The organism is Egicoccus halophilus, assembly GCF_004300825.1.
Lineage (GTDB): Bacteria > Actinomycetota > Nitriliruptoria > Nitriliruptorales > Nitriliruptoraceae > Egicoccus > Egicoccus halophilus.
In genome coordinates this window covers 3259048-3284713 of the sequence record NZ_CP036250.1, presented here as the reverse complement: position 1 = coordinate 3284713, position 25666 = coordinate 3259048, and the positions used below count along the sequence as shown (strand labels likewise).

Genomic DNA, 25666 nt, shown 5'->3' with positions numbered 1-25666 from the left:
CGTGTCAACGGGGATCGTCGTCGGCGGCGTCGGTGTCACCGGAGCCGGCGGCGCCCAGCTCGGAGGACCCGGGACGCGAGCGGGTCGGGTCGTGGGGACGTGAGGACGCGGGACCGGTGTCGTCCCCGGGACGCTGCCGAGCATCGGCGTGCTCGGCGTGCTCGGCGTGCTCGGCGTGTCCGGTGTGGTCCGGATCCCCGGCGTCGGCGGCGTGGTCGGTCGGCCCGGTTGCCGTGTCCGGCGTCGCGGTCACCGGTCGACGTTGCCACCACCACAGGCCGATGGCCCCGCCGATGACCACGAGCAGCGCGATCCAGTTGTTGCGCGACCAGCCGAGGTACCGCTCGGCGGTGTCGATGCGCAGCGCCTCGATCCATGCCCGGCCGATGCCGTAGCCGATCAGGTAGACGAACAGCAGTCCGCCTCGGCGGACGCGACCGGTGCGGTCGATGCGCAGCAGGACCAGCACCAGCAGGGCGTTCCAGATCGATTCGTACAGGAACGTGGGGTGGAACGTCTCGAACTGCTCGAAGCCGGGCCGCCGGTGCGCCGGCTCGACCTCGAGCGCCCACGGCAGGTCGGTGGGGCGCCCGTACAGTTCCTGGTTGAAGTAGTTCCCCCAGCGCCCGATGGCCTGCGCCAGCGGCAGCGCCGGTGCGATCGCGTGGGCGAAGCCGGCGACGTCCATCGACCGCGCACGGGCGTAGAGGAGTCCCGCGAGGCTGCCACCGAACAGCCCACCGAACAGCGTCAACCCGCCCTGCCAGATCGCCAGGATCTCCTGCGGGTTGGCCAGGAAGTGGTCCAGACGCGGGATGACGTAGCCGATGCGGGCGCCGACGAAGCCACCGGCCAACGCCACCAGGGCCGCCTTCTCGGCCACGTCGGCGTCGCCGCCCAGGCGCTGGTAGCGGGCCACGGTCAGACGCAGGCCGAGGTAGGCGCCCAGGGCGATGAGCACCCCGTAGAGACGGACGTCGAGCGGTCCGAGTTCGAACCCGCCGGTGCCCGGCGGGGGCGGGATGGTGGCGAGCAGCGGCAGCACGATGGTCCTCGGACGACGGGAGTCGTCCGGGGACGGTAGCCGGCGGCCGGTGTCCGGCTGGACCGTCGCGCCGAAACGGGCGCGCAGTGCGGCCGTCCCGGTTCAGACGGCGAACAGCTGGGCCAGCTCGGCCGGCGGTGGCGTCTGGAGCTGGTCGTAGCGGCAGGACGTCGGGTCGCGGTCCGGCCGCCACCGCAGCAGGCGGGCGCCGTGGCGGAGCCGGTCGCCCTGCAACTGCTCGTAGGCGACCTCGGCGACCAGCTCGGGGCGCAGCGGCTGCCAACTGGTGTCCTTGGCCTGGTTCCACCGCGAGGGTCCCCGCGGGGTCCCGGCCACCCCGTCGCCGTCGGCCCAGGGGTGCTCGCCCAGCGGGGCCTCGTCGGTCGGCCGGTAGGGCGCGAGTTCCTCGACGAGCTCGCGACGTCGTCCGGCGGCGAACGCCGCTGCGACGCCGATGTGCCGCAGCGTTCCGCCGTCGTCGTACAACCCCAGCAGCAGTGACCCCACCCCCTGGCCGTCCTTGTGCCAGCGGAAGCCACCCACCACCACGTCGGCGGTGCGCTGGTGCTTGACCTTGACGAGCGTGCGTCGGCCCGGGGTGTACGGACCGTCCGCCGGCTTGGCGATCACCCCGTCGAGTCCGGCGCCCTCGAAGCGGGCGAACCAGTCGGCCGCCGTGGCCGGGTCGTCGGTGACCGGGGTGAGGTGCACCGGTGCCTCGACCCGGCCGAGCACGTCGGCCAGCCTGGCCCGCCGAACGGTGAAGGGCGCGTCCAGCAACGTCTCGTCCTCCAGCGCGAGCAGGTCGAAGGCCACGAAGCGGGCCGGGTCGCGTTCGGCGAGCATCCGCACCCGGGACGCGGCCGGATGGATCCGCTCGGACAGCGCGTCGAAGTCGAGCACGCCGCCGCGGGGGACCACCAGTTCGCCGTCGACCACGCACCGTGGCGGCAGCAGCCGGCGCAGCGGTGCCGACAGTTCCGGGAAGTAGCGGTCGAGCGGCTTGCCGTTGCGGCTCTGGAGCACCACCTCGTCGCCGTCGCGGAAGACCAGGCACCGGAAGCCGTCCCACTTCGGTTCGTAGTACAACCGACCGGTCGGCAGCTCGCGGGCGAGCGTGGCGAGCATGGGGTCGACGGGGGGAGCCAGGGGCAGGGGCATGGACGTCCTCCGGGGGCACCGGCCGGCGGCGGGGAGGACAGCCTGCCATGCTCGGACGCCGACGGGGTCCTGATCGGGGGCGGACGCCGACGTGGACGCTGCCCGACGACCGAGGAGCGACCGTGCCCGGCCTGCCGGTACGCGTGCATGGATGGTGGGAGGACCTGCAGGACTCGTTGTGGCTGTTGCCGGCCGTCGGGGTCGTGCTCTCGATCGCGCTCGCGCGGATCCTGGTGGCCCTCGAGCCCGAGGGGGGCGGCGTCCCGGACGCGATCGCCTTCACGGGCAACGCGGCCGGCGCCCACGAGGTGCTCGGCCAGCTGACCGGTGCCACGTTCACCGTGATGGGCGTGGTGTTCTCGCTCACGATCGTGGCCCTGCAGATGGCCTCGTCGCAGTTCTCGCCCCGCCTGCTGCGGACCTTCCTCAAGGACCGCAGCGTCCAACTGGTGCTCACGGGCCTGGTCGGCTCGGGGGTGTTCCACGTCTCGGTGCTCCGGCACGTGCGCTCGCCCGAGGAGGGCGAAGCCTTCGTGCCCGAACTCGCGACCACCTTCGCGTTGCTCTACGCCCTGGTCGCCGTCGGGCTGGTGGTGTACTTCCTGCACCACCTGTCCAGTCAGCTGCGGGTCGAGGTGATCATGGCCTCGATCCGGCGCGAGACGCTCGGGCACCTGCGGGAGCTGGCCGCCGACCGCGGGGACCTGCCCGACGCCCCGCCGCCGGAGCCGCCGGCCACGGCCGGCGTGGTACGGGCACGCACCGGCGGCTATCTGCAGACGGTCGACGCCGCGGCCCTGGTGGCGGTCGCCGAACGGCACGGCGTGGTGGTACGGCTGCGTCCGCTGCCGGGTTCGTGGGTCGCCAAGGGCACCACGCTGGCCTGGGTGTGGGGCGTCGACGGGCGTCCGCCGTCGGCGGACGACGACCGCCTCGCGCCGGACCTCCACGGGGCGCTGCACCTGGGACCCGAGCGCACCGAGACCGGCGACATCGCCTTCGGGATCCGCCAGCTCGAGGACATCGCGGGGCGGGCGCTGTCGACCGGCGTCAACGACCCGACGACCGCCGCACAGGCCGTCGGACAGATCGGCGCGGTGCTGATCGTGCTCGCCGACCATCCGCTGGGTGCCGACCTCGGACACGACGACCAGGGCAGGATCCGTGTCGCGGCCCCGCGGCCAACGTTCGCCGACCACCTCGAGCTCGCCGTCGGGCAGGTCCGCCGCTACGGCGCCACGGAGCCGGCCGTGCTGCTCGCGGTCCTGCAGGCACTGACCGACGTGGCCGAACGCGTGGCCGATCACGGGGACCGGGCGGCCGACGTCCGCGACCAGGTGCGACGCACCGTCGCGCTGGCCGACCTCGACGACCCCGCCGACGAGCAGCGCGTGCGTACCTGCGCCGACGTGGCGTTGCGCACGCTCGACGAGGGGCGCCGCCCGCCGACGGTGCAGTCGGAGGTGTGACGTCCGCGTCGACCGGTCAGCCCGCCAGGGGCAGCCGGGTGGCGGTCGCGAGCACCTCGTCGCGGGGTTCGCGCCCGATCCCGGGCGTCGTCGGGACGGCGAGGTGGCCGTCGACGAGCACGAACGGGTCCGTCAGGTCCTCGCGGAAGTAGCGGTCGGAGGCGGAGGTGTCACCCGGCAGTTCGAATCCGGGCATCGCGGCGACCGCGACGTTGAGTGCCCGACCGATCCCGGTCTCGAGCATGCCGCCGCACCACACGGGGATGCCCCGGTCCCGGCAGGCGTCGTGGATCCGTACGGTCTCGAACGGACCTCCGACCCGGCCCGGCTTGACGTTGACGATGCGGCAGGCCCGCAGCGCGAGGGCCTCGACGGCCCGCGCCGCGTCGGTGATCGACTCGTCCAGGCACACCGGCGTACGCCACCGGGCGGCGTGGGCGGCGTGGGCGAGCAGTCGATCGGGAGCGAACGGCTGCTCGATCTGCAGCAGCCCGAGCTCGTCGAGCGCGTCGAGGGCAGCGACGTCGGCCGGCGTGTCGGGGTCGTAGCCGGCGTTGGCGTCGACCTGCAGTCGGAGTCGGGCACCGAACCGGGTTCGCAGGGCCTGCATGGGGGCGACGTCGCTGCCGCGGGCCACCTTGGCCTTGACCCGCACGTAGCCGGCGTCGAGGTAGCCCTCGACCTGTTCGAGCAGCTCCGGGATCCCCCCGTCGGGGATCCCGACCGAGACCCCGGCCGCGACCCGGTCGCGGGTGGCGCCGAGGTGCACGGCCAGGGAGCGTCCGGCGGCACGCAGCTGTGCGTCGAGCAGCGCCGACTCCAGCGCGGCACGCGCCATGCGGTGCCCGCGGACGCCGGCGAGGCGCAGGCCGACGTCCTCGGCCCGCAGGGTGCGTCCGGGGGCCAACAGCCGGGGCACCAGCTGGTGCTCGAGGACGTGCGCGGCGCCGCCGGTGTACTCCTCGGAGTAGACCGGCGCCGCCGGGGTCACGCACTCGCCCCAACCCTGCGCCTCCCGCGCCCGGACGTGGACGAGCAGGGCGTCGCGTTCGTGCTGCACCCCGAACGAGGTCCGGAACGGGGTGACCAGCGGCAGCGAGACCCGCACGAGCTCGAGGCGCTCGACGGTCACCGCCGGCAGGGCGGCGCTCATGCCCGAGCCGCCAGCTCGTGCACCGCGCGGTCGGCGCTGAGCACGTACCAGCCGTCACGGGTGCAGCCGGTGACCCGCAGTCCACGTCGCACGGCGTGCCCGAGGGTCGCCCGCAGCGCGGCGGCCCAGGCGACGGCGAGGTCGGGGTCCTGCCCCCGTATCGCCTCGATGTCGGCCGGGATCTGCACGAGCAGCCGCTCGGCATCCGTGGGCGTCAGGTGGGGCGTGCCGTCGGGTTCCTGGCGCAGCAGCGGCGCGGCCCCGGCACGGCGCATGGCGGTGACGTCGGGCTCGGCGGTCCGGCCCGTCGCGGCGGCCTGCACCCGGGGCGCGCCCAGCTCCCAGTCGACGATCAGGCGGTCGGTGGGAGCGCCGGCGTTGCGGGCGTCACGCAGCCGACCGTAGTGGTCCTCCGCGTATCCACTCACGCCGGCGCCCAGTACGACGAGGTTGAACACGGCGTTGCGGCGCACGAGCGGATCGAAGGTCCATCGCACCCGTCGGATGCCGCGCTGCAGCGCCCAGCCCCGCTGGTGCCACTTCAACGCCCGGCCGACGCCGGCGCCGGCGGCGCCCGGCGCCACGCCGGTGACGTGCGAATGCAGGAACACCTCGCCGTCCTCGGCCAGCCCGACGAAGGCGGCGGTCGCCCCCACCAGCTCCACGCCACGCAGGGCACCCGAGACCTGCCCGCCGGCGCCGGCGAGTGCCGTGAGCGCCTCGGGCGGCAGGGTCCCGCCGCTGGTGGCGTCCCGGCCCCACACGGCGTCGAACAGGTCCGTGACCGCCGGCATGTCCGCGTGGCCGTGGCGCTCGACCACGTGTACCCCGGCGGCGTCGGCCGCCCGCGCGGCCGTGGCCAACGCCTGCTCGATCATGCCCGCCTCGGCCATGGACGCCCTCCTGCGTGGCGGGGCACGCTACTGCGCCGCGAGCGGCGTGGAAGCGGGTGGGCGCGAACGCGGGCCCGACGACCGGGTGGCCGGCAGTTCCGCGGAGCGCACTTCGTGATAGCTGAATACATGCTGAAGGTGTGCGCTGGCGCGAGCGAACGGACTAGTACGCGTTGACAGGGTACGAACGGGCTACTTGTGTCCGCGTCGCGACCGTCCCGGGTGGTGGTCGAGGGGGTCCGTACCGCGGTGGGAACGCGGACGGACGCACGTGAGGACTCCGGCGCCTCGAGGGGAGGTCGTCGGTCCCGGGGCGCATGTCGCATACCAGGAGAGTCGCATGCGCAGCAGAACGCTCGGGGCGGTCACCGCCCTGTCGCTCGCCGCGACCGGCCTGTGGGCCGCGCCCGTCAGCGCGAACCCCACGACCGGATCGCCGGCGTACCAGTTCCTCACCGGGCCCAACGAGGGCGAACCCGAGGAGATCGCGCTCGGATACTTCCGCGACGAGGCGGCGCTGTTCGAACTCGCGCCGGCCGACGTGGCCGAGCTCGTGGTCCGCTCGAGCTACGAGAGTCAGCACAACGGGGTCACGCACGTCAACGTCAACCAGCAGTACGCGGGGCTCGAGGTGTTCGGCGCCGACACCACGATCAACATCGCGGCGGACGGCAGCGTCGTCCATGTCGGTGGCTCCGCGGTGTCCGGGCTGCCGGGCGCCCGCGCCCGCGCCGCGGGCCCGGCCCCCGAGCTCGACCCGGTCGACGCCGTCGAGTCTGCGGCCGAGGAGCTCGACCTGCCCGAACCGGTCGGTCTGGAGCAGCTGCCGGTCGTGATGAGTGCCGACCTCGACGCCGACGCGCTGGTCTCCGACGGCGGCATCTCCGACGAGCCGATCCCGGCCAAGCTCGGCTGGCAGCCGCACGAGGACGGCCTGCGCCTGGCGTGGCAGGTCGTGATCGACGACGCCACCGACGTGCACCTGTGGAGCGCCGTCGTCGACGCCGCCACCGGTGACCTGCTCGACCTCGACGACTGGACGATCGAGCACGACCACGACGAGACGGCGTCCCGCATCGGCCGTGACCACGGCCACGACCACGACCACGACCACGGTGACGCCGACGCGACCTCGCTCGCGAGCGCGTCGTCGCGCTCCTCGGGCCCGATCGTGACCCCGAACCCGGTGAACGACGGGTCGAGCTACCGGGTGTTCGCCCTGCCGTTCGAGAGCCCGAACGACGGCGGACGCACCCTGGTGACGAACCCGGCCGACGCCGACGCCTCGCCGTTCGGCTGGCACGACGTCTCCGCCACGCCCGAGCCGGACTACACCATCACCCGGGGCAACAACACCAACACCTACACCGACTGGAACAACAGCAACAACCCGACCAACGCGCGGTTGTCCGTGGTCGTCGACGAGCCCTCGGGCGCAGCCGGTTCCTACACCGCGGTCGCGGCCTCGTTCGGCCCGTCCACCCCGGCCGGCGGCGTGCACGGCGACATCGTGCCGGCCAGCGACGGGACCGACGCCCCGACCCTCGGCTGCCAGCCGTTGGTCGACTTCCCGGCCGGCGCCATCGCGCTGATCGACCGGGGCGACTGCCCGTTCGTCGACAAGGTCGGCCACGCGCAGGCGGCCGGGGCGGTCGGTGTCGTCGTCGCCAACAACGTGGCCGGCAACCCCACCGCCATGGGCGGGGCCGACCCGAGCATCACGATCCCGTCGGTGATGGTCACCCAGGACGCCGGTGCGGCGATCCGGGCCGGGCAGCCCGCGACCGGCAGCATCGAGAGCCAGGTCTTCGCCTCGCAGCCGGAGGGCGGCGACCGCCTGACCTTCGACTTCGGGCTCGACCTCACGCAGCACCCGCACGAGTACTGGGAGGCCGCCACCACCAACCTGTTCTACTGGTGCAACGTCGCCCACGACGTGTTCTGGCACTACGGCTTCGACGAGCCGTCGGGCAACTTCCAGCACAACAACTACGGGCGTGGTGGCGTCGGCGGTGACGCCGTCAACTGCGAGGCGCAGGACGGCGGCGGCTTCAACAACGCCAACTTCTCCACCCCGGCCGCCGACGGCGGTGCGCCGCGGATGCAGATGTACCTGTGGAACCGCGACGAGCCCTTCCGCGACGGTGACCTCGAAGCCGGCATCATCCTGCACGAGTACAGCCACGGCATCTCGCTCCGGCTGACCGGTGGCCCCGGCGTGAACTGCCTCGGCGGTGACCAGCGCATGGGTGAGGGCTGGAGCGACTACCACGGTGTCGTCACGCTGATCGACCCGGCGCTCGACGACCCGGACGGTCCCCGCGGCATGGGTCCGTACGCGTTGTGGCAGGACGAGCCCCCGCGTCAGGGCGCCGGCATCCGTCCTGCGCCGTACTCGCGCAACATGGAACTCCAGCCGTTCACCTACGGCAGCGTCGGCACCGGCGCCTGGCTCAACGGTGGGACGCTGGCCGCGCCGCACGGCGTCGGCCACGGCTGGAACACCATCCTGTGGGACATGACCTGGGACCTGATCGACGTCCACGGATTCAACCCCGACGTCTACGGTGACTGGTCGACCGGCGGGAACAACCTCGCGCAGCAGCTGGTCATGGACGGGCTGAAGTTCCAGGGCTGCAACCCGAACTTCGTCACCGGCCGTGACGCGATCATCGCAGCGGAGACCGTGCTGACCGGTGGCGAGAACTTCTGCACCCTGTGGGCGTCGTTCGCCCGGCGTGGGCTCGGCTACAGCGCGTCGTCGGTGAACAACAGCCGGGCTGCGGCCGTCGAGGGCTTCGACACCCACCCGGACTGCGTCCGGAGCTTCATGACGCCGATCTCGGCGACCGGGATGACGGTCCGGGACGCGGGTGAGGTGATCCCGGCACGGTTCGACCTCGGTCGCAACCAGGGGCTGGACGTGTTCGCCGCCAACGCGCCGTTCTCGCGGCAGGTCGACTGCGACACGCGGCAGGTCGTCAGCGAGGGTGAGTTCCACACGCCGCGGGCCCGTCCCGTGGCCACGCAGATGCCCGGCAACAGCGGGCTGAACGTGAACGCGCGTGGCGTCTACAACTACCGATGGGAGACCGACGCCGACTGGGCCGGGACCTGCCGTGAGCTCGTGTTCACGATGCAGGACGGCATCCAGTACCGGGCCTTCTTCCGCTTCGAGTAGGCCCACCACCGCACCACTCGCGGGGGCGTCCGGGGAACCGGGCGCCCCCGCTCGTGTGTACCGGCCGGCCGGGTTCAGTCCCCGGTCGGCGCCGACAGCGGTTCGCCGGGGCCGACCTCGACCAGGTAGGTCAGGGTCCGCGGCGGGCAGTCCTCGGGATCGTCACAGGCCGGCTCGCCGTCCACGTGCACCTCGGCGCGCCCTTCTCCGACCGCGCGCAGCAGCCACTCGGCGTAGCCGGGATCGACGAGGTGGTCGACCGTGGCGACCTCGAGCAGCGCCGCACCGGTCCGGGGCGTGTCCCAGCTCCAGTCGTGCGCGAGCCGGAGCACGACCTCCTCGCCGGGGGCGACGGCGACCTCGGCCCCGTCGTCGCGTTCGGTGAGCACGATCGCCCCGGGCGGGGGAGACAGGCCCGGATCGGCCTCCTCCTGCTCCCCGTTCCCCTCGGCGTCCGGCGCTCCCGCGTCCGGCTCGTCCGCGCCGGGGTCGCCGGTGCCCGGTTCGTCCGCCGCGGGGTCGTCGGGAGCCGGGTCCGCGGGCGCGGGTCCGGCCCCGGGTGTGGTCGCGCCGTTGCCGCCCTCACACCCGGCCAGCAGCGTGAGGAGCGTGGCCGTAGCGACCAGTCGCGGTCCGAGGGAGCGCACCGGTGCCTCCTGTCCGGGTCCGACCACCGTAGCGACGGTGCCACGGTCGCCGACCCGGCCGCTCGGCGCGCCGGGCACCGGCCGCAGGTGTGCACCGAACGCGGCCGGCGCACGCGCAGCGCGCGGCACCATTTGCGTTCGTGCCCGACCGGCCGACACACTCGGATCATGCGCACTGTCAGCAGCCCCGTTCTGGACCGGCTCGACGCCGGCCGTGGGCTGCAGCACGCGCTCGAGCTCCTTCTCGGGCTCGTTGTCGTTCTGCTCATCCTTTGATGCCGCGGCGCCGTTTCCACCCCTGACACACGGCGACGCGGAGGCACATCGAAGGGGATCCAACGAAACGGATCAGCCGCACACGCGGCGAGCAGACAGGACAACTTCATGGGCCGCCCCACGGACGTATCCCAGGCCGCCAGCGTCGTCCCCGACGGCGTGACCATCTTCGACACGACGCTGCGCGACGGTGAGCAGTCACCCGGCATCTCGCTCGACGCCCGCGAGAAGGTCGAGATCGCCGAGCAACTCGCCCGACTGCAGGTCGACGTGATCGAGGCCGGCTTCTCGGCCGCCTCGCCCGGCGACTTCGACGCGGTCAAGGCCGTCGCCGAGATCGTGGGCAACGCACCCCGCGCCGCCCAGGGACCCGGCGGTTCGCAAGGGGAGTCCGACCACCGCGAGCCGCCGGTCATCGCCGCGCTGGCCCGCGCCATCCCGGCCGACATCGAGGCGGCGGCCAAGTCGCTGGCCCCCGCCAGGCGCCACCGCATCCACACCTTCCTGTCGACCTCCGACATCCACCGCAGGTACATGCTCCAGGCGTCCGAGGACGAGATCCTCGCCCAGGCGGTGCGGGCGATCGAGCTCGCCCGCACGTTCACCGACGACGTCGAATTCAGCCCGCAGGACGCCACGCGCACCGACTTCCCGTTCCTGGTCGACATCGTCGCCGCGGCGGTCGAGGCCGGGGCCACGACGGTCAACATCCCCGACACGGTCGGTTATGCCCTGCCGCACGACTTCGGCGGCTGGATCGCCGAACTGCACCGGCGCATCCCCGACATCGCCGCCAAGGACGTCGTGATCAGCGTCCACTGTCACAACGACCTCGGCCTCGCGGTCGCCAACTCCCTCGAGGCGGTGCGCAACGGCGCCCGGCAGATCGAGGTGGCGGTCAACGGCATCGGCGAGCGCGCGGGCAACTGCTCGCTCGAGGAGGTCGTGATGGCGATCCGTACCCGGGCCGACCTGCTCGGTGTCGATCACGCGCTGCACACCCCGGAACTGACCCGGACCTCGCGCCTGGTGTCCAGCCTCACCGGTTACTCCGTGCAGAAGAACAAGCCGGTGGTCGGCGCCAACGCCTTCGCACACGAGTCGGGTATCCACCAGCACGGCGTGCTGGCCGACCGGCTCACCTACGAGATCATCCGCAGCGAGGACGTCGGTGCCGACGGCTCGCAGATCGTGCTCGGCAAGCACTCCGGCCGGCACGCCTTCTTCAAGGCCGTCGAGGACCTCGGGTTCGAGCTCGACGAGGCCGAGGCACAGAACGCCTTCCGGCGCTTCAAGGACCTGGCGGACCGCAAGGGGATCGTCAGCTCCGAGGACGTCGCCGCGATCGTCATCGCCGAGACGCACGTCAAGGCCGACGACGATTACGAACTCGTCTCCCTCGCCGTCACCGGCGGGACCGACGCCGAGCCGAGCGCCACCGTGGTGGTCCGACTCGCCGGCGCCGACGTCGCGGCCGAGGCCGGCCGGGACGTCGGTGCCACGGTCACCGCCGAGGCGAGCGGGGACGGCATGGTCGACGCAGCCTGCGGCGCGATCCGCCGCGCGGTCGGCCGGGACGGGGTCGCACTGGTCTCGTTCCAGGTGGCGGCCGTCACCGGGGGCATCGACGCCCTCGGCGAGGTCACCGTCACGGTGGCAGTGGAGGACGGGCAGCGCTTCACCGGGCGCGGCGTCTCCACCGACATCGTCGAGGCGAGCGCCCGCGCCTACGTGGACGCGCTGAACCGTTCGCGTCGACTCGTCCACCGCAGCTCGGAGTTCCGGCCGTGACCCGGCCGACGGCAGCTGCCAGCGAACAGCCCATCGACACCCAGGGGTCGTTCCCGGCCCCGCATCCCGAGGAGCACCACGCCATGAACAACGTCATCCGTCTCAACGTCCCGCCGGACCAGACCGTCGAGGACGAGGCCGCCCTGGTCGCCGCCGTCGCCGCCTCCTACACCGAGTCGACCGGCTCGGACGACGTGACCGTCGAGGTGCGTCGCAGCGAGGAGGTCGACTACCGCGCCGTCGCCGCGATGCAGTCGTCGCGCTGGGCGGGCTGATCGCCGTCGTCGACGCGGTCACGGGGTCGCCGGCCCTGACGGTGCCGTCGCCGGGGCGCTCGATGCGCCCCGGCCGGCCCGGCCCGTGACCGTTCCCGCGGGAAGAGAAGAGGCCTGATGAGCACGCCGAGGACCATCGTCGAGAAGATCTGGGACCAGCACGTCGTGCGGTCCGCCGAGGGACAGCCCGACCTGCTCTACGTCGACCTGCACCTCGTCCACGAGGTGACCTCACCGCAGGCCTTCGACGGCCTGCGCGTCAACGGTCGTAGCGTGCGGCGTCCCGACCTGACGCTCGCGACCGCCGACCACAACGTCCCCACCGACCCGCGGCAGGTCCGTGGGGAGCTACCGCTCGAGGACGAGCTGTCGGCCGCGCAGCTCGAGGCGTTGCGGCGCAACTGCGACGAGTTCGGCATCCGGCTGTTCCCGATGGGCAGCCGCAACCAGGGCATCGTGCACATCATCGGCCCCGAGCTCGGGCTCACCCAGCCCGGCGCCGTGATCGTGTGCGGAGACTCGCACACCGCCACCCACGGGGCGTTCGGGGCGCTGGCGTTCGGCATCGGCACCAGTGAGGTCGAGCACGTGCTCGCCACGCAGACGCTGCCGCAGCGGTTGCCCAGCACCCTGGCGATCGAGGTCGACGGTGTGCTGCCGGCCGGGACGACCCCCAAGGACCTGATCCTGCACATCCTCGGGGTCATCGGTGTCGACGGGGGCACCGGCCACGTGATCGAGTACCGCGGCCGGGCCTTCGAGGAGATGTCGATGGAAGGCCGCATGACGGTCTGCAACATGTCCATCGAGGGCGGGGCGCGCGCGGGCCTGGTCGCGCCCGACGAGACCACCTTCGCCTACCTGAAGGACAAGCCCTACGCGCCGCAGGGCGACGACTGGGACGCGGCCGTCGCCGCCTGGCGCGAGCTGCGCACCGACGAGGGCGCCACCTTCGACCGCGTCGTGCACATCGACGCCGCCGACGTGGTCCCGACCGTGACCTGGGGCACCACGCCGGCGCAGTCGGTGCCGGTGACCGGATCCGTCCCGCGGGTCACCGACGCGCCCGACGAGAGCACCGCCAAGCAGTGGCAGCGGGCGCTGGACTACATGGGCCTGGTCGGTGGCGAGGTGATGACCGACATCGAGGTCGACACCGTCTTCATCGGTTCGTGCACCAACGGACGCCTCGAGGACCTGCGCGCGGTCGCCGAGATCGTCGCGGGTCAGCGGGTCAGGGACGGGATCCGGGCGATGGTCGTGCCGGGCTCCGGACTGGTGCAGGCCGCGGCCGAGGCCGAGGGGATCGCCGACGTGCTGATCGAGGCCGGCTTCGACTGGCGCTCGCCGGGGTGCTCGATGTGTCTGGGCATGAACCCCGACCAGCTGGCGCCGGGGGAGCGGGCCGCGTCGACGTCCAACCGCAACTTCGAGGGCCGGCAGGGGTTCAAGGGCCGCACCCACCTGGTGTCGCCGGCCATGGCGGCCGCCGCGGCACTCACCGGCCGGCTCGCCGACGTCCGCCAGCTCGTGACCCAGGAGGCGACGGTCTGATGGAACCGGTCACCGTGGTCCGGGGCCGTGCCTGCCCCATCGACGCCAACGACGTCGACACCGACGCGATCATCCCCAAGCAGTTCCTCAAGCGCGTCGAGCGCACCGGGTTCGGGCCGTTCGCCTTCTCCGAGTGGCGCTACCTCGACGACGGCAGCCCCAACCCCGACTTCGCGATGAACCGACCCGAGCACGCGGGCGCGAACATCCTGCTCGCCGGGCGCAACTTCGGCTGTGGTTCGTCGCGCGAGCACGCGCCCTGGGCGCTCGAGGACGCGGGGTTCCGCGCCATCATCGCGTCGAGCTTCGCCGACATCTTCCGCACCAACTGCGGCAAGATCGGGGTGCTCGCGGTCCAGCTCGGCGAGCCGATCGTCCGGCAGCTCTTCGCCGTGGTCGACGCCGACCCGTCGGTGGAGATCACCGTCGACCTCGAGCAGCAGCTGGTCCGCGTCCCGCAGGTCGGGGACCTCGCCGGGGTCGACGCGCACTTCGACATCGACCCGCACACCCGGCACTGCCTGCTCCACGGTCTCGACGACATCGGTCTGACGCTGCAGGACGCCGACGCGATCGATGCCTACGAGGCCGACCGTGCGGCCTACAAGCCCCGCGTCCCGGCCCGCTGAGCCGCGTCGACGTGCGTCGTCCGGTTCCCGGGTCCGGCTCCGTGCCGGTCCGGGCGAGCGGGCGTCGTCGGACCGGGGTCCGGGACCACGACCGTGGTCAGGGTGCGGCGACGCCGTCCCGGGCCGGGCCCCCGTTCGACCGCCCGCAGCACCACCGCGCGAAGGTCGGCGGCGAACGCCTCGAACTCGGCGTCGTCGGCCCACAACGCCAGATGGCGGTAGCCGAACCCGTCGTGCGCCGGGTCGGCCGCCGGGTCGTCGAGGTAGTCGGTGACGGCCCGCAGCAGGCCGGCCGCGAACGTGGTGAACGCCGCGCGATGGTCGTCGGGGGAGAGGTCCGCGATCTCGTCGGCGGTCAGGGGCGACGCGGCCGCGGCCAGGCGGTAGGTGCGCTCGACCGTTCCACGCACGGGCCGCTCGGCGACGACCTGTAGCGCGCCACCGTCGAGCAGTCGCCTGACGTGGCGGTACAGCGTCGCCGTCGCGACCTCCGGCAGGGCGGCGGCGAGATCGGCAGTGGTCACGTCGCGCCCGGCTGCGGCCTGCAGGATGCGCAGCCGCAACGGGTGTAGCAGCAGGTCCGCCCGGTCGTCGCCCACGTTCACGTCCTCGCTCGCCGGGGCCGTCGACGTCTTTGGTGTTGCCGCCGGCCGGAACCTTACCGTATTATTCTCATTGTTGATAACGTTCCGCGACGGGTGCGGGACGTTTCGGTCCGACCGGCGATCGCGCCGGTCCTGCGAGAAACCGACACCTCCATGCGTTCGCGCGAGCTGACCTTCGTCGTCGACGGCCTCACCCTGCACGCCACCCTCACGCTGCCGGACCGGGACGACCGGTCACCGGCAGCCCTGCTGATCCCCGGCTCCGGCCAGGTCGACCGCGACAGCGACCACCGCAAGCTGCCGTTGGGGGTCACCCGCGAGCTCGCCACCGCACTCGCCGAGGCCGGCATCGCGAGCCTGCGCTTCGACAAGCGGGGCGTGGGCGCCAGCGAGGGAGACTTCCTCACGGCCAGCTTCGACGACAGCCGCGCCGACGCCCGGGCGGCGCTGGCTGCACTGCGCGACCAACCGGACGTCGACCGCGAGCGTGTGCTGCTCGTCGGCCACAGCGAGGGAGCCGTGCACGCCGCGTCGCTGGCTGCCGAGGACGGCGGGCTGGTGGGGGTCGTGCTGCTCGCCGGGACGGCCACCACCGGCGCCGAGGTGCTGCGCTGGCAGGGGCGGCAGATCCTGCCCACGTTGCCGGCGCCGGTGCGCGGGTTGCTGCGACTGCTGCGCCAGGACCCGGCCAACGCCCAGGAGAAGCTGTTCGCGAAGCTGCGGGCCTCGGACGCCGCCGTGCAGCGCGTCCAGGGCGCACGGATCAACGCGGCCTGGATGCGTGGCTTCCTCGACCACGACGCGGCGTCCGACCTCGCCCGGATCACCGCGCCCGTGCTGGCGCTGACCGGCAGCAAGGACCTGCAGGCGAACCCGGCCGACCTGCCGCGCATGGCGGCGCTCGTGGCGGCACCGATCGAGGTGCTCGAGTTGCCCGACCTCAACCACATCCTGCGCCACACCGCGGGCGCGCCCTCACTCGGGTACAAGCGGCAGGTCCGCTCGCAACCCCTCGATCCGCGCGTCACCGCCCACGTCACGCGCTGGGCCGCGGAGCGCGTCGGCCAGCCCGCCTGAACCAGGGCGCTCGGCGCCGTGGCCGCGCTCGGGTCAGGGGGTGCGGCCCTCCACCAGCGCCACCAGGTTGTCGGCCGAGCGCGCGATCTGCCGGCGGATGGTGGCGCCGGCGATCCGGCGGCCGACCGGGAGCCGGTCGAGCGCCACCTCCAGGGTCGCCTCGACGTCGGTGGTGGCGGGGTCGACCTCGACCAGCTCGACCCGCAGGCGGACCGGGAACGGCGACGCCATGCGCCACCCGTAGGCGGTGGGAGCGTCCCAGACGTCGACGGTCTGCTCGACGTCCATGGTCATGCCGAGCAGGGAGCCGGTCACGGTCAGCCGCCGGCTGACACCCGGGTCGCCGGAGGCGCTGGCGCGGGACACGAACGGCGCCCAGCGCGGTGCGTCGTCGGGCGAGACGAGCACGTCCCAGCAGTCCTCGATCGGTGCGTCGGCACGGCGCTGCTCCGTGAACCGGTCCATGATCGGCCCCTCCGTGGCGTTCAGACCTCGACGGCCAGCTCGTCGACGAACTCGCCCCCCACGGCGGCCAGTGCGTCCGGGGTGACGAGCAGTTTCAGCGCGCGGCTGCCGCCGCCGACGATCACGCGGTCGAGGTCACGGATCCGGGCATCGAGGTACAGCGGCACGTCGGCGGGGAGCGCGAATGGCGTCACCCCGCCGATCTCCATGCCGGTGACCTCCCGCGTGAGCTCGGCCGGCGCGAACGACAGCTTGCGGACCCCGAGCAGCTTGCGGACCCGCTTGTTGACGTCCAACCGCGTCGTCGCGAGGACGAGACAGGCGGCGAGCACCGGTGGCTCGTCCCGCGAGGCGACCAGGATGCAGTTGCCGGAGGCTGCCGGGTCGTAGCCGTAGTGGGCGCAGAACTCGGCCGTGTCGGCGAGGTCCGGGTCGATCTCGATGGCATCGAACGGCGTACCGGTCGTCTCGAGCGCCCGCAGCACCTCGGCCTCCACGGCACGGGACGGGTCCACGTCGCCTCCTTGATCGTTCTCGCTTTTCGGGTCAGCGCAGCCGCGCGCGCAGCTCGGCGATGCGGTCCAGCGCGGGCACGACCTCGTCGGCACCGGCCGAGGGGAGCCACAGGCTGACCGCGTCCACACCGAGCCCGGCGAGCTCGCGCAGGCCGTCGAGGTCGGGCCGCGTACCGTAGACGTGCACCGTCGGGGACCCGTCGCGGCCGGCCCGCTCCCAGCCGTCGCGCAGTCGCGGCAGGCCCTCGCGGGTCGCCGAGGCGCCCATCGGCATCCAGCCGTCGGCGACGTCCACCAGGTCCGCGAGCGTGCGCGGGCCGAGTCCGGCACCCAGCAGCACCGGCGGGTGCGGCGCACGCGACGGTTTGGGCCAGGCCTGCGACGGTGCGAGCTGCGCGTGCGGTGCGTCGACCGATGCGACGTCCTCGGTCCACAGGGCCCGCAGCACCCGCAGCCGGTCACGCACGACGTCGCGGCGGTCGGCCCACGCGACCCCGTGTGCCTCGAGCTCGGGCCGGTTCCAGCCGTAGCCGACGCCGAGCACGAAGCGGCCGCCGGACACCAGGTCGAGGCTGGCGACCTCCTTCGCCGTCACGATCGGGTCCCGTTGCGCCACCAGGCAGATGCCCGTGCCCAGCTCGATGCGCTCCGTGACGGCCGCGGCGGCGGCCAGCGCCACGAACGGGTCGAGCGTGCGCCGGTAGGGGTCGGGGAGCGGCTCGCCCGACGGGTGCGGGTCGTGGGCCAGCGGCATGTGCGTGTGCTCGGGGACGAACAGGTGGTCCAGCCCCCGCTCCTCGACCGCGCGCGCGAGATCGACCGGCGTCGGCGTGCGGTCGGTCAGGAAGATCGCGACCCCCAACCGCACGTCAGTACCCCAGCTCGACGTGGACTGGCCCGAGCAGGTCCTCGCCGTCACCGAAGCGCTGCACGTTCTCGCGGATCCGGTTGGCCAACAGCTTGCGCCCCATCTCCGGGGTGTTGCCGACGTGCGGGGTGACGATCGCGTTCTCGAGCGACCACAGCGGGTGCCCTTCGGGCAAGGGTTCGGGATCGGTCACGTCGAGCGCCGCACCGCCGATGCGCCCCTCGCGCAGCGCGGCGACCAGGTCGTCGGTGACCACGTGACGGCCGCGGGCGACGTTGATCAGCCAGGCGTGGTCGGCCATGGCGTCGAGTGCGGCCGCGTCGATCACCTGCTCCGTCTCCGGCGTGAGCGCCAGGGCCAACACGACCAGGTCGCGACCCTCGAGCGCCTCGTGCAGCCGGTCGAGGGTCAGGACCTCGGCGACCCCGTCGATCGGTTCGGCATGGCGTCGCACGACCGTGAGGTGGGCGCCGAACGGCCGCAGCAGCCGCACGAGGGAGGTGGTGATGGCCCCGCCGCCGAGGATCGTCACCCGGCCCCCGAGCAGGTTGACGCCGTACGGGCCCGACCAACGGCTCGCCCGGGCGTAGCGGCCGATGCCGCGCATCCCCGCCAGCGCGAGCGCCAGCACGTGCTCGGCGACCGGCTCGGCGTACACGCCCTTGCCGCAGGTCCAGGTCCGGTCGTCGTCGAGCACGTCGACGAACGGTTCGATGCCCGCCCACGGCAGCTGCACCCAGCGGATGGCAGGATGGGCGTCGAGCGCGGCCCGCAGCGCGCCCGGATCGCTCGAGTCGGTCCACATGACCGCGTCCGCACGGTCGACCTCGACGAGGTGGCCACCGCCCTCCTCGACCGCGTCGCGCAGCAGTTGCGGACTGGACTCGGGCAGGACGGCGATACGCGGACGGGCCACGGCGAGCTCCTCTGTGTGCTCGGCCCCGTTCCCGGAGGCCGGGCGCATCGACGCTAGCCCACCGGGGCCCGAGCGGCCTCGGCAGGCCGACGGCCAGCGGACCGGGGAACGGGGGGTGGCGGGCGGGGTATCGTTGCCTCCTTGCGCACCCCGAGGACCGCAGACGTGCACGACGGCCCCATCGGGGTCTTCGACAGCGGGCTCGGTGGACTGACCGTGCTGCAGGCCCTCGCGGACCTGCTCCCGCACGAGGATCTCGTCTACTTCGGCGACACCGCCCGCTACCCCTACGGCGACCGGACCGCGCCCGAGCTGCGCCGGTTCAGCGACCAGATCGCCGACCTGCTCGTCGCGGCCGGGGCGAAGATGCTGGTGGTCGCCTGCAACTCGGCGACCGCCGCCGCCCTCGAGCCGCTGCGCGCGCGGTTGACCGTGCCGGTCATCGGCGTGGTCGAGCCGGGTCTGCGGGCGGCGGCCAAGGTGTCCCGCAGCCGCAGGACCGTGGTCATCGGTACCCGGATGACCGCCGCCAGCGGCATCTACGAGCGCACGGCCGCCGGGCTCGACCTCGCGCTCGATCTCGAGGTGCTCGCGTGTCCCGGGTTCGTCGAGCTGGTCGAGGAGGGTCGCACCGACACGCCCGAGGCCGTCCGGGTCGTGCACGACCGGCTCGCGCCGCTGCTGCGGGCCCGCACCGACACGCTCGTGCTCGGCTGCACCCACTACCCGCTGCTGGCGCGGGCGATCGGCCGGGTCGTCGGTCGTCACGTGACGTTGGTGTCGAGCGCCGACGAGACGGCCTTCGAGGTCCGCGACCTCCTGCAGCGCACGGGTTGGCTGTCCCAGCGGCGCCGCGACGGTCGGCGCACGTTCGTCACCTCCGGCAGCCCGTCGCGGTTCGCCGAACTCGGCCAACGCTTCCTCGGGACCCCGCTCGACGACGTGCGCGGTCACGTCTGGGACGTCACCGGCCGGCGCGTCAGCGCCTGACGCCACGCACACCACGGACCGACGCGGCGTCCGGCGACCTCAGGACCTACGCGGCGCCTCGTACGCACGGGCGAGCAGCCGGTCGCGCACGGCGTCGTCCTCGGTGGCGGCGACCACCGTGCGGGCCATCGCGAGCGCCCCGTCGCGAACGGCCCGGTCCGCCGTGGGGGTCACGCACGCCGCGGTGAACTCCGGCTGGTGGTTGACCGCGCCCCGCGCGTCGATGCCGAGCATCGGGTGGATGGACGGCATCGCGAGCGACACGTTGGCCATGTCGGTCGATCCCGCCAGTGCCGTGTCCTCCTGCTCGGGGGAGGGGAACTGCCGGCCGATCGCCTCGGCCTCGGCCGTGTAGAGCTCGCACAGTGCCTGGTCGGCGAGGAACTCCGAGTAGGCGGGCCCCGGTTCGTCGAAGCCGACGGTCGCCCCGGTCGCCAGCGCTCCCGCCTCGAAGCAGCGCTGCACCCGCGGGTACAGGTCGGCCAGTTCGGTCAGGGTGCGCGAACGCACGTACCAGGTGCCGCCGGTGCGGTGGGGAACGATGTTGGGCGCGTCGCCGCCGTCGGTCACGATGCCGTGGATGCGGTCGGTCGGACGGATGTGCTGGCGCAGCAGGCCGATGCCGACCTGGGCCACCGTCAGCGCGTCGGCGGCGTTGACGCCGAGCTGCGGGTAGGCCGAGGCGTGGGCCGAGCGGCCGCGGTAGCGGACCTCGAAGTGCTGCACGGCCAGGCACGTCATCTGCGCGGCCTCGAAGGGGGCGGGGTGCACCATCATCGCGGCGTGCAGGCCGTCGAAGGCGCCGCCGTCCATCATCAGCACCTTGCCGCCGCCACCCTCCTCGGCGGGCGTGCCGAGCACCACGACCTCGATCCCGAGGTCGTCGGCGACCTCGGCGAGGGCGAGCCCGGCACCGACGGCCGCGGCGGCGATGACGTTGTGCCCGCACGCGTGGCCGATGCCGGGCAGGGCGTCGTACTCGGCACAGATCCCGATGCGCAGGGGGCCGGAGCCGGCGCGGGCGACCACCGCGGTGTCGAGACCGGCGACCCCGTGCTCGACCGTGAAGCCGCCGGCGGCCAGCGTCTCGGCCACCCGTTGCGAGGAGCGGTGCTCCTCGAACCCGACCTCGGCGTCGCCGTGCACGCCGTGCGACAACGCGACCAGCTCGTCGCGGCGGCCGTCGGTGGTCGTCTCGAGTCGCTGACGGGCGTCCATGGGCGCTCCTGGCGTCGTCGGGTCGGCTGGTCCGCCGGTCGCGCGTCGGCACGACGGCCGTACGACGGCGCGTCGGTCGCGGGCGTCCGGCGGCGCTAGGGTCGACGAACCTACGTGACCGACCCCGAGGTTGCCGGTGCCCACCCCCCACCGCCGTCGTGTGACCGCGGTCGCGCTGGTCTGCGCGTGGGTGCTGAGCGGGTGCGACGACGGGCAGGACCCGCCACAGACGGCCGACGGGGGCGCGACGGAGGAGGCCCCGGCGGACGCCCCCGGGTCCTCGACGGCCGCGCCGGCGGCACCGGTGTACGCCGTCTCCGGCCGCTCGCTCGACGGCGGGGAGATCGATCTCGGCGACCTGCGCGGCCGGGCCGCCGCGCTGTGGCTGTGGACGCCGTGGTGAACGCAGTGCAACCGTGAGGCCCCCGCGGTCGCGGAGGCGCTGGCACGCTACGGCGACCGGGTCGAGGTCGTCGGCATCGCCGCGCAGGACGACGACGCGGCCATGCACGACTTCCGCGACCGCCACGGGCTGGCCGACATGACCACACTGGTCGACGACGACGGTTCGGCGTGGTCCGCGCTCGGCGTCCGCGTGCAGCCGGCGTGGCTGTTCGTCTCCCCGGACGGGGAACTCGACCGGGTGCTGGGCGAGCTCTCCGCCGAGCAGATCGACCGCCGCCTGGCGGTCCTGGCCGCCGCGGCGGGCGGCGATGGCGACGGCACGGACGGGGCGGCGGGCGGCGCGGGCGGCGACGGATGATCCGGGTCGTGGCCTTCGACCTGATGGACACCGTGGTCCGCGACCCCTATCGCGACGCGCTGCGCGCCGCGACCGGGCTGTCGCTCGACGAGCTGTTCGCCCGCCGGCCGCCGGGTGCGTACCCGGCACTGGAGCGCGACGAGCTGGCCGAGTCCGACTACTGGTCCAGCTTCGCGACCTGTGGCATCGCCGTCGACGCGGACGCCTTCCACCGCACCCGGCTCGCCGGCACGACCTGGTTGCCGGGCATGGCCGAACTGCTCGACGGACTCGACGGTGTGGTCGTGCGGGCGACCGCGAGCAACTATCCGCGGTGGATCGACGGCCTGGCGGGGACCCTGCTCGCGGGACGATTCGAGCGTGTGCTCGCCTCCTGTCACCTCGGTGTCCGCAAGCCCGCCGCCGGCTTCTACACCGCACTGCTCGGGGCGCTCGACGTCGGCGCCGACGAGGTGTTGTTCGTCGACGACCGCGAGGAGAACGTCACCGGTGCGCGCGAGCTGGGCATCGCGGCCCACCGCTACCGCGACGCGGACGGGGTCCGGGCCTTCCTCGCCGAGCACGGCGTGCGGCCCGGGGACGTCTCACCGGACGGCGCCGGATCGACGTAGCCGACGAGCGGCCAGCAGGAGCACCATCGACCCGACGAGCAGGCCGACGGCGAGCCAGACGGGCACGGTCACGAAGGCGGCGTCGCGCGCCTCGAGCCAGGCCCGCAGGGTCGTGCCGACCACCGCTCCGGCGAGGCACAGGCCGAGCACGGCCCAGGTGAACGCGGCCCCGTCCAGCCGGTGACGGAACCGGCGCAGGACGTTCGCGCTCACCGCGGCGCCGGCGATCCCGCCGGTGTAGGCCAGCGCCGCGGGCGCGAAACCGAACCGGTCGTGGCCGAGCAGCGGTGCCAGCAGCACGAGCAGCGCGGGCACGAGCAGCACCGCGGCCGCGAGCTGCAGTGTGACGTCGAGCACCGGCCGCCGCAGCCCCGCGACGAACCAGTCGTTGGCGAACGCCTCGAGGTCGGTCCCGACGACGTCCTCGATGCTGCCACCGCGTTCGGTGACGGTGACGAGGTGGTCGCGCAGCTCGGCGGCGTGGCGTCGACGCTCGCCGAGCGGCATCCCGACGCGGTACCAGTGCCGGCGGGCACGACGGACGGTCTGCTCGATCCGTCGCTCCATCGGCGGCGGGTCAGCCAGTGGGCGTTGTGAGGACATGGTCGTCTCCTCGGGCGAGCACGGCGTCGACGCCGCCGGTCACGGTGCGCCACACCGCCCGGGCCGTCGCCAGCTCCTCGTGTCCGGCGGGCGTCAGGCGGTAGTAACGGCGGGGCGGTCCGCCGGCGGCCGGGACGCGGTAGCTCTCGACGTGTCCGCGCTTCTCGAGCCGTGACAACGCCGGGTAGATGGTCCCGTCCGCGACCAGCGGCAGCCCGGCGTCGCGCAGGGCGGTGGCCAGCTCGTAGCCGTAGCGGTCGCGTTCGGCCACCAGCGCGAGCAGGCAGGCGTCGAGGATGCCGCGCAGCAACAGCGACGTCCGCGAGGTGCCCGCATCGGCCATCCGGCGCTCCTCCCGGACCCGCTCCCTTGCACAGCAAGGTAGAGGTGTCGCGCGCAGCCGTCCAGTGGCCGCGACGGTGCCGGCCTCACGTCAGTCGGCGGTGCCCAGCGCGGCACGCACCGGCGCCGGCAGGGGCTCGAAATCCGTCCGGCGCCGTGCGGTCGGGTCGATCGCCCGCAGCTCCCCGGTCGCCAGCCACCACAGCAGGACGAGCGTCGGCCAGGTGTCGGGCAGTGCCGCCGCCCAGTCGCGCGCCGCCGCGCCCTGGTCGGCGTGACCGTCGCACCAGCCGTCCTCGCCCAGCGCGAGTCCACAGTCGCGGCACACGGCCGTCCAGGACACCGGTCCGCACAGCGGCAGCAGCCGGGGGGCGCCCCCGCAGCGGTCGCAGTCGCCGGCCTCGACCACGGCGGGACCGACCTCGGTCCCGGCGAGCCAGGGAGCGAGCTCGAGCAGCGCGCGCCGCAGCGCCGGCGGGTCGACCTCCGTGTCCCGCATCATCGTCCGGCACGGACGAACGTCGCCGCGTACCGGTCGTGGATCCCGACGTCGGCCGGCGAGCGCGCGATCGTGACCGCGATCACGACGCTGACGACCACGGCGACGAGCTGCCCGACGACGGTCGGCAGCAGCGACGTCAATGCCCACAGGTTGCGCACCGCGGACGGGCCCATGCCCGGGGGCCGGCCGTCCGGGCCGACCACCCGCAGCTGCAGCAGCCGCTTGCCCAGCGTGCCGCCGGTCGCGTCGGCCACGACGAAGTAGACGTAGCCGAGCAGGGCGGAGGTGACGGTCACGACCCGGTCCGTACCGTCGGGACCGCCGAGCAGGAACAGCGGCACCAGCACGGCGAGGATCACCAGCGCGTCGACCAGCTTGGCGACGAAGCGGTTGCCGAGCGCCGCCGGTTCCCCGGGCAGGGTGGTGGAGGCCGGCACCGTCAGGTGCGCATGACCGCGGTACCGGCGACGTTGTCGTGCACCCCACGGTTGTGGTCGTTCGCGCCGATCGTGACGATGATCGCGATCGTCGCGATCACGCTGAGCGGACCTCCCAGGAGCGGGATCAGCCCGAACAGCATCCACGCGTTGCGCTTGGCGGCCACGTCGACCGGCGGGTTGGCGCCGCTGGCGACCACGACCCGCAGGTTGAGCAGCCGCTTGCCGAGCGTCGCGCCCTGGTTGGACTCGAGGAACACGAAGTAGCCGAACCACAGCAGGCTGAAGACGGCGTTGCCGATCCAGGTGTCACCCCCCGGGGCGACCCCCAGCAGACCGAACAGGCCGAGCACGATGCCGGCCGGGATCCCGACGATCAGCACGTCGAGCAGACGGGCGCCGATGCGGGCGCCCAACCCGGCCGTCCCCGCGAAGGCGGGCGCAGGGCCGCCGCTCGGACCGGTCGGTGGAACCTCTGACTGGTAGCTCACGATGCCCTCGTCGGCCGACGTGTCGTCGTCCGCACCCTACGCGCTGCGGGCCGGTCGACGCGGGCGTTGTCGCGGCGGGATCGCCTCTAGGATCCGCGCTCCACCGACGGCGACCGACGAGGGGACCATGACAGACCACCGGATCGCGATCCTGGGCGGCGACGGCATCGGGCCCGAGGTCGTCGCCGAGGGATGCAAGGTGCTCGACCATCTCGAGCAGCTCGAGAACTTCACCACCGAGCGGGTCGAGTACGACCTCGGTGGACGCCGTTACCGCGAGACCGGCGAGGTGCTCGACGACGCCACGCTCGAGGAGTTGCGCGGCTTCGACGCGATCTACCTCGGCGCCGTCGGCACCCCCGACGTGCCCCCCGGCGTCATCGAACGCGGGCTGCTGCTCAAGCTGCGTTTCGCGTTCGACCAGTACGTCAACCACCGGCCGGTCAGGCTCTACCCGGGCGTCAGCAGCCCCGTGGCCGGGCTGACCCCCGAGCGCTGCGACTTCGTGGTCGTACGCGAGAACACCGAAGGGGTCTACGCCGGTGCGGGCGGGCGTCTGTACGCCGGGACGGCCCAGGAGGTCGCCACGCAGGAGTCGGTGAACACCCGTCACGGCGTCGAGCGGGTGCTGCGGTTCGCGTTCGAGCAGGCCCGCTCGCGGCGCGGCCACCTCACGCTGGTGCACAAGACCAACGTGCTCGTCCACGCCGGCGCGCTGTGGATGGAGACCTTCGAACACCTCGGCGACACCGAGTACGACGACGTCACCCGCGACTACGTCCACGTCGACGCCGCCTGCCTGTACTTCGTCACCCAGCCCGAGCGCTTCGACGTGGTGGTGACCGAGAACCTGTTCGGCGACATCATCACCGACCTCGGCGCGGCGGTGCAGGGCGGGATGGGCCTCGCGGCCTCCGGCAACCTCGACCCGACCCGCCGGGCGCCGTCGATGTTCGAACCCGTCCACGGCTCGGCGCCCGACATCGCCGGCACCGGTCGAGCCGACCCCGTGGCCGCGGTGATGAGCCTCGGGCAGATGCTGGCCTTCCTCGGTGAGGATGCGGCCGCCGCGCGGATCGACACGGCCGTCGGGGTGCTGCTGGGCGAACGCGGTGGATCGTCCGGTTCGGCATACTCGACCGCCGAGGTGGGCGACCGGCTCGTGGAGTTGGTCGCACGCTGAGCGTCG

The 25666-nt window shown here is 73.4% G+C and carries 27 protein-coding genes and 1 pseudogene; 12 read left to right on the top strand and 16 right to left on the bottom strand.

Annotation, left to right across the window (positions count from 1 at the left end):
• Positions 1-4 precede the first annotated feature (4 nt).
• A complete protein-coding gene (lgt, locus tag ELR47_RS14895; protein WP_165404115.1) occupies positions 5-1045 on the bottom strand; it encodes a prolipoprotein diacylglyceryl transferase in 1041 nt (346 codons plus the stop codon).
• Positions 1046-1147: 102 nt separating this feature from the next.
• The gene (locus ELR47_RS14890) at positions 1148-2206 is read right to left on the bottom strand and encodes an ATP-dependent DNA ligase (protein ID WP_130650596.1); all 1059 of its coding nucleotides are present in this window, start codon (positions 2204-2206) and stop codon (positions 1148-1150) included.
• 122 nt (positions 2207-2328) lie between these two features.
• Between ELR47_RS14890 and ELR47_RS14885 the strand changes: the two genes are divergently transcribed.
• Entirely contained in the window at positions 2329-3675 is a 1347-nt protein-coding gene (locus ELR47_RS14885; RefSeq protein ID WP_165404114.1) for a DUF2254 domain-containing protein, read from the top strand.
• Between the two features lie 16 nt (positions 3676-3691).
• On the opposite strand, the gene menC is transcribed toward ELR47_RS14885, so the two are convergent.
• Both menC and ELR47_RS14875 read right to left on the bottom strand, forming a co-directional pair.
• Positions 3692-4807, bottom strand: a complete 1116-nt coding sequence (gene menC / locus ELR47_RS14880; protein WP_130651426.1) for an o-succinylbenzoate synthase — start codon at positions 4805-4807, stop codon at positions 3692-3694.
• A gap of 17 nt (positions 4808-4824) precedes the next feature.
• The gene (locus ELR47_RS14875) at positions 4825-5721 is read right to left on the bottom strand and encodes a GNAT family N-acetyltransferase (RefSeq protein WP_130650594.1); all 897 of its coding nucleotides are present in this window, start codon (positions 5719-5721) and stop codon (positions 4825-4827) included.
• 340 nt (positions 5722-6061) lie between these two features.
• On the opposite strand from ELR47_RS14875, the gene ELR47_RS19180 reads away from it, so the two are divergent.
• Positions 6062-8902, top strand: a complete 2841-nt coding sequence (locus tag ELR47_RS19180) for a M36 family metallopeptidase (protein ID WP_130650593.1) — start codon at positions 6062-6064, stop codon at positions 8900-8902.
• Positions 8903-8976: 74 nt separating this feature from the next.
• Here the strand turns inward: ELR47_RS19180 and ELR47_RS14865 are convergent, their stop codons facing one another.
• On the bottom strand, positions 8977-9549 hold the full coding sequence (locus ELR47_RS14865) for a hypothetical protein (RefSeq protein ID WP_130650592.1): 573 nt from the start codon (positions 9547-9549) through the stop codon (positions 8977-8979).
• A 384-nt stretch (positions 9550-9933) separates the two neighbouring features.
• Here ELR47_RS14865 and ELR47_RS14860 point away from each other — a divergent pair, with 384 nt between their 5' ends.
• From ELR47_RS14860 to leuD, 4 genes are all read left to right on the top strand, one after another.
• Positions 9934-11616 (top strand): 2-isopropylmalate synthase, encoded by a 1683-nt coding sequence (locus tag ELR47_RS14860; protein WP_130650591.1) that lies wholly within the window; start codon positions 9934-9936, stop codon positions 11614-11616.
• Positions 11613-11891: a hypothetical protein gene (locus ELR47_RS14855; RefSeq protein WP_130650590.1), complete on the top strand. Its 279-nt coding sequence runs from the start codon at positions 11613-11615 to the stop codon at positions 11889-11891. The genes ELR47_RS14860 and ELR47_RS14855 overlap by 4 nt, the downstream gene beginning before the upstream one ends.
• A gap of 117 nt (positions 11892-12008) precedes the next feature.
• On the top strand, positions 12009-13445 hold the full coding sequence (gene leuC / locus ELR47_RS14850; protein WP_130650589.1) for a 3-isopropylmalate dehydratase large subunit: 1437 nt from the start codon (positions 12009-12011) through the stop codon (positions 13443-13445).
• On the top strand, positions 13445-14074 hold the full coding sequence (leuD, locus tag ELR47_RS14845) for a 3-isopropylmalate dehydratase small subunit (protein WP_130650588.1): 630 nt from the start codon (positions 13445-13447) through the stop codon (positions 14072-14074). The genes leuC and leuD overlap by 1 nt, the downstream gene beginning before the upstream one ends.
• On the opposite strand, the gene ELR47_RS14840 is transcribed toward leuD, so the two are convergent.
• Complete coding sequence (locus ELR47_RS14840) at positions 14047-14673, bottom strand: helix-turn-helix domain-containing protein (protein ID WP_130650587.1); 627 nt, start codon at positions 14671-14673, stop codon at positions 14047-14049. The genes leuD and ELR47_RS14840 overlap by 28 nt on opposite strands.
• Positions 14674-14832: 159 nt before the next feature.
• On the opposite strand from ELR47_RS14840, the gene ELR47_RS14835 reads away from it, so the two are divergent.
• The gene (locus tag ELR47_RS14835; RefSeq protein WP_130650586.1) at positions 14833-15756 is read left to right on the top strand and encodes an alpha/beta hydrolase family protein; all 924 of its coding nucleotides are present in this window, start codon (positions 14833-14835) and stop codon (positions 15754-15756) included.
• Positions 15757-15789: 33 nt separating this feature from the next.
• On the opposite strand, the gene ELR47_RS14830 is transcribed toward ELR47_RS14835, so the two are convergent.
• The 4 genes from ELR47_RS14830 to ELR47_RS14815 are packed head-to-tail and all read right to left on the bottom strand — an operon-like array spanning position 15790 to position 18520.
• Positions 15790-16221, bottom strand: coding sequence for an SRPBCC family protein (locus tag ELR47_RS14830; protein ID WP_130650585.1), 432 nt, complete (start codon positions 16219-16221; stop codon positions 15790-15792).
• 20 nt (positions 16222-16241) lie between these two features.
• The gene (locus ELR47_RS14825) at positions 16242-16736 is read right to left on the bottom strand and encodes a YbaK/EbsC family protein (protein WP_205745289.1); all 495 of its coding nucleotides are present in this window, start codon (positions 16734-16736) and stop codon (positions 16242-16244) included.
• 31 nt (positions 16737-16767) lie between these two features.
• On the bottom strand, positions 16768-17604 hold the full coding sequence (locus ELR47_RS14820) for a TIGR03619 family F420-dependent LLM class oxidoreductase (protein ID WP_130650584.1): 837 nt from the start codon (positions 17602-17604) through the stop codon (positions 16768-16770).
• A gap of 1 nt (position 17605) precedes the next feature.
• Positions 17606-18520: a D-isomer specific 2-hydroxyacid dehydrogenase family protein gene (locus ELR47_RS14815; RefSeq protein WP_205745288.1), complete on the bottom strand. Its 915-nt coding sequence runs from the start codon at positions 18518-18520 to the stop codon at positions 17606-17608.
• Between the two features lie 165 nt (positions 18521-18685).
• On the opposite strand from ELR47_RS14815, the gene murI reads away from it, so the two are divergent.
• The gene (murI, locus tag ELR47_RS14810; protein WP_130650582.1) at positions 18686-19510 is read left to right on the top strand and encodes a glutamate racemase; all 825 of its coding nucleotides are present in this window, start codon (positions 18686-18688) and stop codon (positions 19508-19510) included.
• A gap of 39 nt (positions 19511-19549) precedes the next feature.
• Here murI and ELR47_RS14805 read toward each other — a convergent pair whose 3' ends face one another.
• Positions 19550-20728, bottom strand: coding sequence for a M20 family metallopeptidase (locus tag ELR47_RS14805; RefSeq protein WP_130650581.1), 1179 nt, complete (start codon positions 20726-20728; stop codon positions 19550-19552).
• Between the two features lie 136 nt (positions 20729-20864).
• On the opposite strand from ELR47_RS14805, the gene ELR47_RS14800 reads away from it, so the two are divergent.
• The 3 genes and pseudogenes from ELR47_RS14800 (at position 20865) to ELR47_RS14790 (ending at position 22102) form a co-directional block, all read left to right on the top strand.
• Positions 20865-21131 carry a hypothetical protein gene (locus ELR47_RS14800; RefSeq protein WP_130650580.1) on the top strand — a complete coding sequence of 89 codons (267 nt, stop codon included), beginning with the start codon at positions 20865-20867 and terminating at the stop codon, positions 21129-21131.
• A gap of 15 nt (positions 21132-21146) precedes the next feature.
• Positions 21147-21491, top strand: a pseudogene (locus tag ELR47_RS14795) (TlpA family protein disulfide reductase); the annotation flags it as partial.
• Positions 21488-22102, top strand: a complete 615-nt coding sequence (locus tag ELR47_RS14790) for an HAD-IA family hydrolase (RefSeq protein WP_130650578.1) — start codon at positions 21488-21490, stop codon at positions 22100-22102. The pseudogene ELR47_RS14795 and the gene ELR47_RS14790, both read left to right, overlap by 4 nt.
• Here ELR47_RS14790 and ELR47_RS14785 read toward each other — a convergent pair.
• From ELR47_RS14785 to ELR47_RS14765, 5 genes are all read right to left on the bottom strand, one after another.
• A complete protein-coding gene (locus ELR47_RS14785) occupies positions 22076-22705 on the bottom strand; it encodes a hypothetical protein (protein WP_130650577.1) in 630 nt (209 codons plus the stop codon). The genes ELR47_RS14790 and ELR47_RS14785 overlap by 27 nt on opposite strands.
• Positions 22680-23048: a PadR family transcriptional regulator gene (locus tag ELR47_RS14780; RefSeq protein ID WP_130650576.1), complete on the bottom strand. Its 369-nt coding sequence runs from the start codon at positions 23046-23048 to the stop codon at positions 22680-22682. The genes ELR47_RS14785 and ELR47_RS14780 overlap by 26 nt, the downstream gene beginning before the upstream one ends.
• Before the next feature lie 90 nt (positions 23049-23138).
• The gene (locus ELR47_RS14775) at positions 23139-23549 is read right to left on the bottom strand and encodes a hypothetical protein (RefSeq protein ID WP_130650575.1); all 411 of its coding nucleotides are present in this window, start codon (positions 23547-23549) and stop codon (positions 23139-23141) included.
• Positions 23546-23986: an RDD family protein gene (locus tag ELR47_RS14770; RefSeq protein WP_165404113.1), complete on the bottom strand. Its 441-nt coding sequence runs from the start codon at positions 23984-23986 to the stop codon at positions 23546-23548. The genes ELR47_RS14775 and ELR47_RS14770 overlap by 4 nt, the downstream gene beginning before the upstream one ends.
• Positions 23987-23988: 2 nt before the next feature.
• Positions 23989-24477, bottom strand: coding sequence for an RDD family protein (locus ELR47_RS14765; RefSeq protein WP_205745287.1), 489 nt, complete (start codon positions 24475-24477; stop codon positions 23989-23991).
• A 127-nt stretch (positions 24478-24604) separates the two neighbouring features.
• Here ELR47_RS14765 and ELR47_RS14760 point away from each other — a divergent pair, with 127 nt between their 5' ends.
• Positions 24605-25660 carry a 3-isopropylmalate dehydrogenase gene (locus ELR47_RS14760; RefSeq protein ID WP_130650573.1) on the top strand — a complete coding sequence of 352 codons (1056 nt, stop codon included), beginning with the start codon at positions 24605-24607 and terminating at the stop codon, positions 25658-25660.
• Positions 25661-25666: the final 6 nt, after the last annotated feature.

Coding starts and splice junctions, on each gene's coding strand:
- ELR47_RS14775 (WP_130650575.1), bottom strand. CDS start 23,549: ATGATGCGGGACACGGAGGTCGACCCGCCGGCGCTGCGGCGCGCGCTG.
- ELR47_RS14835 (WP_130650586.1), top strand. CDS start 14,833: ATGCGTTCGCGCGAGCTGACCTTCGTCGTCGACGGCCTCACCCTGCAC.
- ELR47_RS14830 (WP_130650585.1), bottom strand. CDS start 16,221: ATGGACCGGTTCACGGAGCAGCGCCGTGCCGACGCACCGATCGAGGAC.
- ELR47_RS14760 (WP_130650573.1), top strand. CDS start 24,605: ATGACAGACCACCGGATCGCGATCCTGGGCGGCGACGGCATCGGGCCC.
- ELR47_RS14890 (WP_130650596.1), bottom strand. CDS start 2,206: ATGCCCCTGCCCCTGGCTCCCCCCGTCGACCCCATGCTCGCCACGCTC.
- leuD (WP_130650588.1), top strand. CDS start 13,445: ATGGAACCGGTCACCGTGGTCCGGGGCCGTGCCTGCCCCATCGACGCC.
- ELR47_RS19180 (WP_130650593.1), top strand. CDS start 6,062: ATGCGCAGCAGAACGCTCGGGGCGGTCACCGCCCTGTCGCTCGCCGCG.
- ELR47_RS14860 (WP_130650591.1), top strand. CDS start 9,934: ATGGGCCGCCCCACGGACGTATCCCAGGCCGCCAGCGTCGTCCCCGAC.
- ELR47_RS14805 (WP_130650581.1), bottom strand. CDS start 20,728: ATGGACGCCCGTCAGCGACTCGAGACGACCACCGACGGCCGCCGCGAC.
- ELR47_RS14875 (WP_130650594.1), bottom strand. CDS start 5,721: ATGGCCGAGGCGGGCATGATCGAGCAGGCGTTGGCCACGGCCGCGCGG.
- ELR47_RS14780 (WP_130650576.1), bottom strand. CDS start 23,048: ATGGCCGATGCGGGCACCTCGCGGACGTCGCTGTTGCTGCGCGGCATC.
- leuC (WP_130650589.1), top strand. CDS start 12,009: ATGAGCACGCCGAGGACCATCGTCGAGAAGATCTGGGACCAGCACGTC.
- ELR47_RS14785 (WP_130650577.1), bottom strand. CDS start 22,705: ATGTCCTCACAACGCCCACTGGCTGACCCGCCGCCGATGGAGCGACGG.
- ELR47_RS14790 (WP_130650578.1), top strand. CDS start 21,488: ATGATCCGGGTCGTGGCCTTCGACCTGATGGACACCGTGGTCCGCGAC.